At 63.0% G+C, this 12,763-nt stretch carries 11 protein-coding genes; 4 read left to right on the forward strand and 7 right to left on the reverse strand.

The features are described from left to right. The first annotated feature begins 53 nt into the window (after window positions 1–53). Together FJ546_RS21595 and FJ546_RS21600 are read left to right on the forward strand one after the other, a co-directional pair. Window positions 54–617, forward strand: a complete 564-nt coding sequence (locus tag FJ546_RS21595; RefSeq protein ID WP_140891177.1) for a DUF1003 domain-containing protein — start codon at window positions 54–56, stop codon at window positions 615–617. Beyond that, window positions 614–1,201: a DedA family protein gene (locus FJ546_RS21600; protein ID WP_140891178.1), complete on the forward strand. Its 588-nt coding sequence runs from the start codon at window positions 614–616 to the stop codon at window positions 1,199–1,201. Before FJ546_RS21595 ends, FJ546_RS21600 begins: the two co-directional genes overlap by 4 nt. A gap of 23 nt (window positions 1,202–1,224) precedes the next feature. On the opposite strand, the gene FJ546_RS21605 is transcribed toward FJ546_RS21600, so the two are convergent. Next, complete coding sequence (locus FJ546_RS21605; RefSeq protein ID WP_140891179.1) at window positions 1,225–1,584, reverse strand: diacylglycerol kinase; 360 nt, start codon at window positions 1,582–1,584, stop codon at window positions 1,225–1,227. Between the two features lie 78 nt (window positions 1,585–1,662). Continuing rightward, window positions 1,663–2,079, reverse strand: a complete 417-nt coding sequence (locus FJ546_RS21610; RefSeq protein ID WP_140891180.1) for a GFA family protein — start codon at window positions 2,077–2,079, stop codon at window positions 1,663–1,665. Between the two features lie 404 nt (window positions 2,080–2,483). Between FJ546_RS21610 and FJ546_RS21615 the strand changes: the two genes are divergently transcribed. Further along, entirely contained in the window at window positions 2,484–3,554 is a 1,071-nt protein-coding gene (locus FJ546_RS21615) for a GGDEF domain-containing protein (protein ID WP_140891181.1), read from the forward strand. Window positions 3,555–3,661: 107 nt separating this feature from the next. On the opposite strand, the gene FJ546_RS21620 is transcribed toward FJ546_RS21615, so the two are convergent. The 3 genes from FJ546_RS21620 to FJ546_RS21630 all read right to left on the reverse strand — a co-directional run bounded on the left by FJ546_RS21620 (window position 3,662) and on the right by FJ546_RS21630 (window position 9,028). Next, entirely contained in the window at window positions 3,662–5,035 is a 1,374-nt protein-coding gene (locus tag FJ546_RS21620) for a 3-deoxy-7-phosphoheptulonate synthase class II (protein ID WP_095775334.1), read from the reverse strand. A gap of 135 nt (window positions 5,036–5,170) precedes the next feature. Further along, window positions 5,171–8,668, reverse strand: coding sequence for a transcription-repair coupling factor (mfd, locus tag FJ546_RS21625; protein ID WP_140891182.1), 3,498 nt, complete (start codon window positions 8,666–8,668; stop codon window positions 5,171–5,173). 72 nt (window positions 8,669–8,740) lie between these two features. After that, window positions 8,741–9,028 (reverse strand): succinate dehydrogenase assembly factor 2, encoded by a 288-nt coding sequence (locus FJ546_RS21630; RefSeq protein ID WP_140891183.1) that lies wholly within the window; start codon window positions 9,026–9,028, stop codon window positions 8,741–8,743. Window positions 9,029–9,120: 92 nt separating this feature from the next. On the opposite strand from FJ546_RS21630, the gene recG reads away from it, so the two are divergent. Next, window positions 9,121–11,229 (forward strand): ATP-dependent DNA helicase RecG, encoded by a 2,109-nt coding sequence (recG, locus tag FJ546_RS21635; RefSeq protein WP_140891184.1) that lies wholly within the window; start codon window positions 9,121–9,123, stop codon window positions 11,227–11,229. Here the strand turns inward: recG and FJ546_RS21640 are convergent. Beyond that, entirely contained in the window at window positions 11,181–11,933 is a 753-nt protein-coding gene (locus FJ546_RS21640) for a DUF502 domain-containing protein (RefSeq protein ID WP_140891185.1), read from the reverse strand. The genes recG and FJ546_RS21640 overlap by 49 nt on opposite strands. 269 nt (window positions 11,934–12,202) lie before the next feature. Then, window positions 12,203–12,763: SIS domain-containing protein (locus FJ546_RS21645; RefSeq protein ID WP_140891186.1), on the reverse strand; the 561-nt coding region annotated here is incomplete at its 5' end.

Consider the following 12,763-nt stretch of genomic DNA (forward strand, 5'->3'; position numbering starts at 1 on the left):
CCCGCGAGAGGCGGCAGCCTCTACGTCTATCTCCACTGACGACGGAGACGGCCATGTACAAGACAATCGACGACCTGGCGAACCGCTGGCTCAAGCGACGGCCGGGCGGCCTCAGCCAGTTGGAGAGCCGGGTGCTGCAATCGACGCTCGAGCGCACCACGATCTCCAGGGACACCAACAAGGCCGTCGCTTTCCACCAGACCTTTGGCGACCGCCTTGCCGATACGATCGCCCGCATCGGCGGCTCCTGGTCCTTCATCCTGGGCTTCATCGCTTTCCTTGTTGTCTGGACAGTTGGCAATGTCTGGCTTTTGACGCGCGATGCCTTCGACCCCTACCCGTTCATCTTCCTCAACCTGGTGCTGTCGATGGTCGCCGCCTTGCAGGCACCGGTGATCATGATGGCGCAGAACCGCCAGACCGAACGCGACCGCATCGACGCCGCCCATGATTATGAGGTCAATCTGAAGGCCGAGATCGAGATCATGGCGCTGCACGAGAAACTCGATGAACTGCGCCACAGCCAGATCATCGGCATGCGCGACGAGATCGTGCGGCTGGCGGAAGCGGTCAAGCGCATCGACGAGAGGCTGGCGCGACAGCAGTCGGCCTCATGACCGAAGCGATCCATCCTTTCATCGAACAATATGGGCTGCTTGCCGTCTTTCTCGGCTGCGTCGCCGAAGGGGAAAGTGCTGCCATCCTCGGAGGTTTCTTCGCCCACCAGAATGTTTTCGTGCTGTGGCATGCTGTTGTCGCGGCAGCGCTCGGCGCCTTCGCCGGCGACACCTGCTTCTTCATCCTGGGCAGAAGTTTCGCCGATAACCGCCATGTCGTCGGGCTGCGCAGGCGGCCGGGCTTCCGCCGCGCCTACCGCCTGCTCAACACCCATCCCAACATCTTCGTGCTGTCGAATCGCTATGTCTACGGCATGCGGCTGGTTGGTGGCATCGCGGCCGGCCTGTCGACCATAGCAGCACCCCGCTTCGTCATCCTCAACGCCATCTCGTCGACGATCTGGGCGGTGCTGTTCAGTACGATCGGCTATGTCTTCGGGCTGGGCGCCGAGCATTTCGTCGGCCAGGCGCTGATGCGCCACGAGCGGCTGTTCATCGGGCTCGGCATTGGCCTCACCGTGGCCGTGCTGGCCTGGCTTGCCGCCCGCCACATCGCCAAGCGAGAAAGTCGCCGGGAGCAGTGATGCCACCGGGCTCGCTCGGAAGGTCAGATCGGAAAGCCGGCGATCCGCTCGATGAGCGCGATACCCCAGACGCCGGCGACGATGATCACCGAGATCAGCACCGCCAGCGAGCCGCAATCCTTGGCCAGCTGGATGTCGACATTGAACTCGCGGCTGAAGGCATCGCACGCCGCCTCGATGCCGGTGTTCAGCACTTCGACCATGATCAGCAACAGCACCGCCCCTATCAGCAGGGCATAACCACGCCAGGAGACCGAAACGAACCACGCAGCGGGCAAGGCGAGCACCAGCAGCATCAGTTCCTGCTGGAAAGCCTTCTCGCTGGCGGCCAGCTTGCGAAACGCCCGCACCGAATTGAAAAAAGCGTCGATCAGCCGCTGCATGCCCAAACCTCTTTCCGAGTTACCGGCACGAGATAAAGCAACGGCCCGATCAAGGGAATAAGGCGTCTTGTCCAAAATTCATTCAGCGACCGCTATCGAAGGCGTCGACTTTTCAAACTGCGGCAACCCGTCGTCGATCGAATAATAGTCGCCCTTGTCACCAACGAAGATATGACAGTCGCCCTTGAGACCTGTCGGCTTGTCGAACGCTCCCGCCATGACCGAAATATAATCTTGAGCTCTTGGCTTCCAGAACAGCACGGAGCCGCAAGTCTTGCAGAAGCCGCGCCCGGCGAAAGCGGACGCTTCATACCATGTGATGCTATCCGTGCCTTCGATCACGATGTCGGCGTCGGCGACATTGGTCGCGGCATAGAAATGCCCGCTTTGCTTCCTGCATTGCGAGCAATGACAGTAGACGACGCCGCGCAATGCTCCCCTTGTCCGGAAGCGGACCGCTCCGCACAGGCATGATCCCTGGTGACTGTCGCTCATTTCGGCACTCCTGGAGAAACTCCGCCCAGCATCGTTTGCCAGGATTCCAGCTTTGCGGTGGTTGCGCGCAAGCAAATGCGACATCGATTGGCATGACAGATTCGAAATTCCATCGGCACAACACGCGGATTTCGAAGTCAAAGCCTTCAAAACCGGACGCTTTCCCGCGATGATGGTATAAAACTTATGCTCCTACAGCCATAGGTAGCGAAAAACCCGTGGAGGTCGTGCGGATTAAGGAAACTTTAGCGCTGCCGCATCTATGGTCACACCAAGCGAAGGTTGCGGGTGGGGACACGTCTCTTCGCAAGATATTCTGGACTATCGGGTCGCTCTCCCCAGGTCGGCGATCAATGGAGCCCGCAAATTCCGCGTTGGGATCCGAGGGGAAGAGTGGATCAGACATGCAGCAGGCAGCCGCCACGACCGAACGAAGCACCGACATCGCAGCCACCGTTGTTGCCACCATGCGCCAGCTTGCCGTCCTCGGCCTGCCACGCAACTACGAAATCTTCTACGAGGCATTGAGCGGCACCAACCGCGAGCTCAGTCTCGCCGTCGTGTCGCTGAGCAGCCGGCCGACGCAAGATGAATTGGATAAGATCGGACGCGCCTTCTTTGCCCAGAACCACGGCCCCGGCATCGTCGAGCATGCGCGGGACGTCATCGCCCGGGAACTCGAGGAAGTCGCGGCGCTGTTGCGGAGCGAGCGCAGCCACATCGAAAAATACGGCAGGATCCTCGACGAGACATCGAACGGCCTGAGTGGCCGCAGCCTGCTCTCGCAGGATCTTCTGCAAAAAATCGCCAACGCCATGGCCGTTGCCACCAATTCGACGATCGATCACGGCAAGCAGATCGCTTTAACGCTGAGCGACAAGACGGCCGAACTCGAAAGCGTCAAGTCGAAGCTCGAGGAATACAAGCGGCTGGCCGATACGGATCCGTTGACCCAGATTCGGAACCGCCGCGCCTTCGACAAGGAAATCACCCGAATCTACACCAGCAACAAGGGTATCCTGTTCAACGCCTTGATCCTTGCCGACATCGATCGGTTCAAGGACATCAACGACCGCTACGGCCATCCTGTCGGCGACAAGATCATCCAGATCATCGCCGAGATTTTCCAAACGAGCATTCGCGGCGACATGTTCGTCGCCCGCACCGGCGGCGAGGAGTTCGCACTGATCATCGAGGGTGCCAGCGAAGACGCCACCTACGAGATCGCCGAGCGTATTCGCGCCCTGATCGAGCAGACGCCGTTCACCAGCAGCCAGACCGGCATGAATTACGGAACCGTGACCGTCTCAATGGGCATCTGCATGGCGTCCGAGGCCGAAGGCCCGGAGGACCTCTACACCAAGGCCGACCGGGCGCTCTACCGTTCGAAAGTGAGCGGCCGCAACCGCGTCACCAAACATTCGACCATGGCCGGCCGCGCCGGCAAGAACTGGCTGCTCTACAAGAAGGACTGACGCCTTCTATCAGCTGATCGCGCTGGCCGAGAACACAAACGTGAGCTAAAACGAAGAAGGCGCCGGATTTCTCCAGCGCCTTTCCTTAATCGGGTCATTGGCCGGCATCAGCCGTTGACGGCCTGCTTGTGCTGCACCGGATGGCTTTTCTTCAGGAGATCCGACACCAGGAAGGCCAGCTCGATCGCCTGGTCGGCATTGAGGCGCGGGTCGCAATGCGTGTGGTAACGGTCCTGCAATTCCTCGGCGGTGATGGCGCGCGCACCACCCGTGCACTCGGTGACGTTCTTGCCGGTCATCTCGACATGGATGCCGCCCGGATGCGTGCCTTCGGCGCGGTGCACCTCGAAGAAGGTTTGCACCTCCTTCAGGATGCGGTCGAACGGCCGCGTCTTGTAACCGGCGGCCTCGATCGTGTTGCCATGCATCGGGTCCGACGACCAGACCACGCTGCGGCCTTCCTTCTGCACCGCGCGTACCAGCTTCGGCAGATGGTCGGCGACCTTGTCGGAGCCGAAGCGGGCGATCAGCGTAAGCCGGCCGGGCTCGTTCTCGGGGTTGAGCAGGTCGATCAGTTCCAGCAAGCCGTCAGCGGTCAGCGACGGGCCGCATTTCAGGCCGAGCGGGTTCTTGATGCCGCGGCAATACTCGACATGGGCATGATCGGGCTGGCGCGTGCGGTCGCCGATCCAGATCATGTGGCCTGACGTGGCATACCAGTCGCCGGAGGTCGAATCGACGCGGGTCAGAGCTTCCTCATAGCCAAGCAGCAGCGCTTCATGGCTGGTGTAGAAATCGGTCTCGCGCAGCGCGTAGTTGGTCTCCGAGGTGATGCCGACGGCCTTCATGAAGTCCATCGTCTCGGTGATGCGGTTGGCGAGCTCACCGTATTTTTCGCCCTGCGGGCTGTCGGCGACGAAGCCGAGCATCCAGCTATGCACGTTCTCCAAGCTGGCATAGCCGCCCTGGGCGAAGGCGCGCAGAAGATTGAGCGTCGCCGCCGACTGGCGGTACGCCATTTCCTGGCGGGCAGGATCGGGAATACGGGACTTGGCGTCGAATTCGATGCCGTTGATGATGTCGCCGCGATAGCTCGGCAGCGTCACCTCGCCCTTGGTCTCATTGTCGGACGAACGCGGCTTGGCGAACTGGCCGGCGACGCGTCCGACCTTCACCACCGGCTGTGCGCCGGCGAAGGTCAGCACGACCGACATCTGTAGGAAGACGCGGAAGAAGTCGCGGATGTTGTCGGCGCCGTGTTCGGCAAAGCTTTCGGCGCAATCGCCGCCCTGGAGCAGGAACGCCTCACCGGCAGCGACCGCCGCGAGCTGCTTCTTGAGCTTGCGCGCCTCGCCGGCAAAGACCAGTGGCGGGTAGGTGGCGAGTTGGGCTTCGGTGTTCTTCAGCGCGGCAAGATCCGGATAGGCAGGAACCTGCTTGATCGGCTTTGCTCTCCACGAATTCGGCGACCATTTCGTCATCGCTGCACCCAACACTCTTTCCGGCGAGCACCCTCGCCCGCAATTTCCGCCCCTATATGGGTTGGCGGCTCCATACACGAAGCCGATTTCCTATTCTAGACTGGAATTTCAGCGCTGGCGAATGGGTCGGGTTGGCTACGCAGCCTTCTCAACCAGGCGCGCCAGTTGCGTCATGACCACCGCCGAGCCGGCCAGCCGCTTCTCGGCGGTCGGCCAGTCGCGGGTGAAGACGACGCTGTGGTCCGGGCGGATCTTGGCCAGCGAACCCTGCTCGCCGATGAACTTGACCAGGCCGACCGGGTTGGAGAACTCGCGCTTGCGGAAATGAATGACGACGCCCTTCGGCCCGGCGTCGAGCTTCTCTACATTGGCCCTGCGGCAAAGCGCCTTGATGAAGACGATTTTCAACAAATGCTTCACCTCGTCCGGCAGCGGGCCGAAACGGTCGATCAGCTCGGCGCCGAAAGCGTCGATCTCCTCGGTGTTTTCGAGGTCGCCGAGACGGCGGTAGAGCGCCAGCCTGAGTTGCAGGTCCGGCACATAGCTTTCGGGGATCATCACCGCCGTGCCGACGGCGATCTGCGGCGACCAGCCGCCATCCTGGACCTCGCCGGAATCCTTCACCTCGGCTACAGCCTCTTCCAGCATCTGCTGGTAGAGTTCGAAGCCGACCTCCTTGATATGGCCGGACTGCTCTTCGCCCAAGAGATTGCCGGCGCCCCTTATATCGAGATCGTGGCTGGCGAGCTGGAAGCCGGCGCCCAGCGTGTCGAGCGATTGCAGCACCTTCAGCCGGCGCTCGGCCGTGTCGGTGAGCTTGCGGTTGGCCGGCAGCGTGAACAGCGCATAGGCGCGCACCTTCGAGCGGCCGACCCGGCCGCGCAACTGATAGAGCTGCGACAGGCCGAACATGTCGGCGCGATGGATGATCAGCGTGTTGGCGGTCGGGATGTCGAGGCCGGATTCGACGATGGTGGTCGACAGGAGTACGTCGTATTGCCCGTCGTAGAAGGCATTCATGATGTCGTCGAGCTCGCCCGGCGGCATCTGGCCATGGGCAACCGCCACCTTCAGTTCGGGCACGGATTCTTTCAGGAAATCATGGATTTCCGAGAGATCGCTGATACGCGGCACGACATAGAAGGAGTGGCCGCCACGATAGCGCTCGCGCAGCAGCGTCTCGCGAATGACCAGCGGATCGAAGGGCGAGATGAAGGTGCGCACCGCCATGCGGTCGACCGGTGGCGTGGCGATCAGCGACAGCTCGCGCACCCCGGTCAACGCCAGTTGAAGCGTGCGCGGGATCGGCGTCGCCGACAGCGTCAGCACATGCACGTCGGTCTTCAGATCCTTCAGCCTTTCCTTGTGCTTGACGCCAAAGTGCTGCTCCTCGTCGATGATCAGCAGGCCGAGATTCTTGAACGAGATCGACGAACCGAGCAGCGCATGCGTGCCGACGACGATGTCGACCTGCCCCTCGGCCAAAGCCTTCTTCGTCTCCGCCAGTTCCTTGGCGCCGACCAGCCGCGAGGCCTGGGCGACGCGAATGGGAAGGCCCGAGAAACGCTGCGAAAACGTCTTGAAATGCTGGCGCGACAACAGCGTTGTCGGCACCACGACCGCGACCTGGAACCCTTCCATCGCCGCGATGAAGGCGGCGCGCAGCGCCACTTCCGTCTTGCCGAAGCCGACATCGCCGCAGATCAGCCGGTCCATCGGCTTGCCGGCGCCGAGGTCATCCCTGACGGAGTCGATGGCCGTCTGCTGGTCGTCGGTTTCCTCGTAGGGGAAACGCGCGGAGAATTCGTCATAGAGGCCTTCGGCCGGCACCAGCGCCGGTGCGGCGCGCATCTGCCGCTCGGCGGCGATGCGGATCAGCTGCCCGGCCATGTCGAGCAGGCGCCGCTTCAGCTTGGCCTTGCGCGACTGCCACGCGCCGCCGCCGAGCTTGTCCAGCGTCGCTTCGGCCGTGTCAGAACCGTAGCGCGACAGCAGCTCGATGTTTTCCACCGGCAGGAACAATCGGTCGTCGCCGGCATAGTGGATTTCCAGGCAATCATGCGGCGCGCCGACCGCCTCGATGGTGCGCAGGCCGATGAAGCGGCCAATGCCATGGTCGGCATGGACGACGATATCGCCGGCCGACAGCGCCGAAGCCTCGGCAATGAAGTCGGAGGCGCGCTTCTTGCGCTTTGAACGCCGGATCAGCCGGTCGCCCAGAATATCCTGTTCGGCAACGACGACCAGTTTTTCGGTCTCGAAGCCGGATTCGAGCGGCAGCACGGCCAATGCCGCCTGCCCCGGCTCGAGTTGTTCGGCTTCCGCCAGCGTCTCGACCTGCTTGAGATTGCCGAGGTGATGCTCCGTGAGGATCTGGCCTAGCCGGTCGAGCGAACCTTCTGTCCAGCCGGCGATGACAACACGCCGAGGTGCCGCGCGCTCGTCGGCGATATGCCTGACGACGGCGTCGAAGACGTTAACGTTCGGATCGGCGCGCTCCTCGACGAAACTGCGGCCATGGCGCGAGCCGGCGTGGTAGACTTTTTTCGCGCCGGCATCGGGCGCGTCGAAGGGCGTGAAGTCGATCGCTTCGCGCGGACCGAGCGAGGCGATCAGGTTTTCCGGCGAGAGATAGAGCAGATCGGGCGTCACCGGCTTGTAGGGCACCGCATCCTTCAGCGCGGCGTCGGCCTGCTTTTTGCGCGCTTCATAATGGTCGAGGATCAGCGTGTGGCGCTCGGCCAGCGCTTCATGCGCCAGATGGTCGAAAACGACAGGCGTATCCGGCAGATAGTCGAACACCGTCTCCAGCCGCTCATAGAAGAACGGCAGCCAATGCTCCATGCCGGCGAACCGCCTGCCCTCGCTGACGGCCGTGTAGAGCCCGTCGTCGCGCTGCGGCGCGCCGAACGCTTCGATATAGGAGCGGCGGAAGCGGCTGATGGTTTCAGGCGTCAGCGCCACTTCGCTCATCGCCTGCAGCGCCATCGACTTGCGCTGGCCGGTGGTGCGCTGGGTGGCGGCATCGAAGACGCGGATCGATTCCAGCGTATCGCCGAAGAAATCGAGGCGCAGCGCCTCGGTCCAGCCCGGAGCAAACAGGTCGAGGATGCCGCCGCGCACCGCGAACTCGCCGATGCCGCGAACTGTCGGCACCCGCTCGAAGCCGGACGTTTCCAGCCGCGCAATCAGCACGTTCATGTCGATCTGGTTGCCAGGCCTGGCATGAAAGGTCTGCGCCTCGACCAGGTCGGCCGGCGGAACGCGTTGCAGCAACGCATTGGCGGTGGTGAGGATGACGGCGCGATGCGGCTTCTTCGCCAGCGCGATCATCGCTGTCAGGGCATCGAGGCGCTTGGCGGCGGCATCCGAGCCGGGCGAGACGCGATCGTAGGGCAGACAGTCCCAGGCCGGCAGTTCCAGCACCGGCAGGCCGGGCGCGGCAAAGGCCAGTGCCTCGATGATAACAGGCAGGCGCTGGCCGTCGCGCGCCACGAACAGCACCGGCTTGTCGGGCGCGATCTCGAGTGCGGCCTGCACCAGTGCAAACGCCTCGTACCCATCGGCGACACCATCGACGATGAATTGGCCGGCACGGCCTTTCGGCAGACCAATGGTGGGAATGAGGCTCATCAAATCACGGTCTTTGTTTGTCGCAATTCCTGTGGGAAAACCGCTTCGCACTTTTCCTGGAATTGCTGTTGTTCAGAAAGTCATGGTCCGGCGGGACGCCAGGATCTTTTGCAGGACAGCACAATCGACATCCGCCGGGATCGGGCGTTCACCGGTGATAAGCGGCAGGAATTCGGTGTCGGAAATGTCGAGGAGCCTCTCATATTGTTCGATTTCATCAGCCGTCAAGGCGCCGATCTCGGCGTCGGCGAAGGTGCCGAGGATGAGATCCATCTCGCGCATGCCGCGATGCCAGGAGCGGAACAACAGCTTGCGGCGGTGGGCGTCCAGCCCCTCGCTCGATCGTTTCGTACCGGTCATTGTGGCGCATCCTCGCTTGCTGCGGCGCATATAGCGTGGATAGAAGGGGCTGTCAGCCTTGCGCTGTAGCCGTCGCGACATAAGCTGACATCATGCGTCCTTCCATCCTCGATCCGCTGTTTGTTCCGATCACTTCGCTTGCCGGCGTCGGACCGAAGGTCGGCGCGCTGATCGAGAAGGTCGTAACCGCTGATCTTGGTGATCGCGCGGCCCGCGCGGGCGACCTTCTGTTCGTGCTGCCGCATACCGTCATCGACCGCCGCAGCCGGCCGGGCATTGCCGCTTCCGCGGAAGGCCAGATCGTGACCCTCGACGTGCGCATCGACCGCCACCAGCCGCCGCCGCGCGGCAACCGGTCGGTGCCCTACAGGGTCTACGCCCATGACGACACCGGTGAGATCGGCCTGACCTTCTTTCATGCGCACGCCGCCTATCTCGAAAAGGCAATGCCCGTGGGCGAGCATGTCGTGGTCTCGGGCCGCATGGAATGGTTCAACGGCCGCCCGACCATGGTTCACCCCGACCACATCGCGCTGGCCAGCGAAGCGGAGAACCTGCCGCTGGTCGAACCGGTCTATCCGCTCACCGCGGGCCTCTCGGGCAAGGTGCTGCGCCGCGCGATCGGCCAGGCGCTGGCGCGCCTGCCCGAATTTCCGGAGTGGCAGGACGGCGCCTTCATGCGCCGGCACACCTTTCCCAGCTTTGCCGACGCGCTTACCCGCATCCACAATCCGGCCGATCCCATCGACGTTTCCATCGACGGCGCGGCCTGGCGGCGTCTTGCCTATGACGAGTTGCTGGCGGGCCAGGTCTCGCTGGCGCTGGTGCGGGCAAAGATCCGCCGCCTGTCCGGCCGCCCCCTGGTCGGCGACGGCCGCATCGTCGAGAAACTCCGTGCAGCCCTTCCCTATTCGCTGACCGCAAGCCAGGAATTCGCGCTGGCCGAAATCAATGCCGACCTTGCAGATCCCGAGCGCATGCTGCGGCTGCTGCAGGGCGATGTCGGCTCGGGCAAGACGGTGGTCGCGCTGCTTGCCATGGCGCGCGCCGTCGAGGCCGGCGGCCAGGCGGCCCTGATGGCACCGACCGAAATCCTGGCGCGCCAGCATCTGGCGACGATCGCGCCGCTCGCCGCCAAGGTCGGGCTGCGCATCGCCATCCTCACCGGCCGCGAAAAGGGCCGCGAACGCACCGAAACATTGGCCGGCCTGGCAAGCGGCGAGCTCGACATCGTCGTCGGCACCCACGCGCTGTTCCAGGAGACGGTGACCTTCCACGATCTGGTGCTCGCCGTCATCGACGAGCAGCATCGTTTCGGCGTCCACCAGCGGCTTGCCATCACCGCCAAGGGCGACGCGCCAGACATGCTGGTGATGACCGCCACGCCAATCCCGCGCACGCTGGTGCTGACCGCCTTCGGCGACATGGATGTCTCCAAGCTGACGGAAAAGCCCGCCGGGCGACAGCCGATCCGCACCGTCACGCTGCCGCTGGAGCGTCTCGACGAACTGGTCGGCCGCATGGAGGACGCCGTCGCCGGGGGCCAGAAAATCTACTGGATCTGCCCGCTGGTCGAGGAATCCGAAGAGATCAAGCTGATGTCGGCCGAGGATCGCTTTGCCTCGCTGAAACCATTGTTCGGCGACCGCATCGGCCTTGTCCACGGCCGCATGAAGGGCGCCGAGAAGGACGAGGCTATGCGCGCCTTCAAGGAGGGCGAGACGCGCATCCTGATCGCCACCACGGTCATCGAGGTCGGCGTCGACGTGCCCGATGCTACCGTCATGGTCATCGAACATGCCGAACGTTTCGGCCTTGCGCAGCTGCACCAGCTGCGCGGCCGGGTTGGGCGCGGCGACAAGCCGTCCTCTTGCGTGCTGCTCTACAAGGACCCGCTCGGCGAGACGGCAAAACGCCGGCTGTCGGTGATGCGCGAGACCGAGGACGGCTTTTTGATCGCCGAGGAAGACCTGAAATTGCGCGGCGAAGGCGAGCTGTTGGGCACCCGCCAGTCCGGCACACCGGGCTTCCAGGTGGCGCGCATCGAGGCGCATGCCGATCTCCTGGAGGCTGCCCGCGACGATGCAAGGCTTATCCTGTCACGCGACCCGGAGCTGCAATCCGACCGCGGCGAGGCGCTGCGCCTGCTGCTCTATTTGTTCGGCCGCGACGAGGCCGTGCGGCTCTTGCGCGCCGGATGAGGCCCCAGTGACGGATTGGCGACCGTTCCGTTGATCGGCTCGCCATTCAGCGTCACCATCTTGCTTTTCACCTCGGGCGCCACCAGTCCGGCCGAGACGATCAGCTTGGCGCCGTCCTCGATCGTCATGTCGAGCAGCACGATGTCCGACTTCAGCACATACATCAGGAACCCGGTCGTCGGGTTCGGCGTACAGGGCATGAACACGGCGATCAGCGGGTCGCCTTCCTGATCGAGCTTCTCATTGATCTCGGTTTCCTTCTCGCTGGCGACGAACACCAGCGACCACACGCCCTTGCGCGGATATTCGACCAGTCCGACCTGGCGGAACATGTCGCCTTTGTTCGACAGCACGGTCTCGAAGATCTGCTTCAGCGAGCCATAGATGCCGCGCACCAGCGGCATGCGGCCAAGCAGGCGCTCGCCGAAACCGACAATGGCGCGGCCGACAATGTTGGCGGTGAGGAAACCGATCAGCGTGATCAGGATCAGTGCGACGATCAGCCCGAACCCCGGGACTGGAAACGGCAGATAGGTGTCGGGGTTGTAACGCGCCGGAATATAGGGCTTTACCCAGGAATCGACCCAGCCGATGAACGACCAGGCGATATAGGCGGTGATCGCCAGCGGTGCGCAGACGACGAACCCCGTGAGGAAATAGTTCCTCAGCCGGGTCATGCCTGAGGTCTTGGGAGCATCGGACATGGTTCACCGGGCGCGGGTTGCAGCGCAACATTAGTGAACCGGGACGCCGTTTGGAACTGCGAAGTTTTTAAAAGGACTCTCTCTATAACGCCGCTCTCAGCGTTCCAAATGGAGCCTGCTGCCGTTCGCGATTAGCCGAAACATCCCTCCCTTCGTCATCCTCGGGTCTGCGCAGGAGCTTTGCTCCTGCTCCGCCCGTGGATGACGAAAGAAGCGGCCATCGCCAGCTGGACTTCGAATTGCTGCGCACGAAGCAACCAGGGACAGTGTCACTCCACCGTCACCGATTTCGCCAGATTGCGCGGCTGGTCGACGTCGGTGCCCATGAACACGGCGGCGAAGTAGGCCAGCATCTGGATCGGCAGCGCATAGATGATCGGCGAGATGATTTCCGGCACGTCCGGCAGGATGATCGTCTCCATCGTCTTGACGCTCACCTGTGCGGCGCCCTTGGCATCGGTGATCAGGATGATCTTGCCGCCACGCGCCGCCACTTCCTGCATGTTCGACACGGTCTTCTCGAAGATGCGGTCATGCGGCGCAATGACGATGACCGGCATGTTCTCGTCGATCAGCGCGATCGGCCCATGCTTCAACTCGCCCGCCGCATAGCCCTCGGCGTGGATATAGGAGATTTCCTTGAGTTTCAGCGCGCCTTCCATGGCGAGCGGGAAATTGGTGTCGCGGCCTAGATAGAGCACATCCTTGTAGCGCGACAGTTCGCGCGCGATCCGCTCGATCTGCTCTTCGAGCTTGAGCACCTGGTTGGCATAGCGCGGCGCTTCCGAAAGCGCGCGCACCAGGATTTTCTCCTGCTCCTGCGAAATCAC

The organism is Mesorhizobium sp. B2-4-19, assembly GCF_006441315.1.
Classification (GTDB): Bacteria; Pseudomonadota; Alphaproteobacteria; order Rhizobiales; family Rhizobiaceae; genus Mesorhizobium.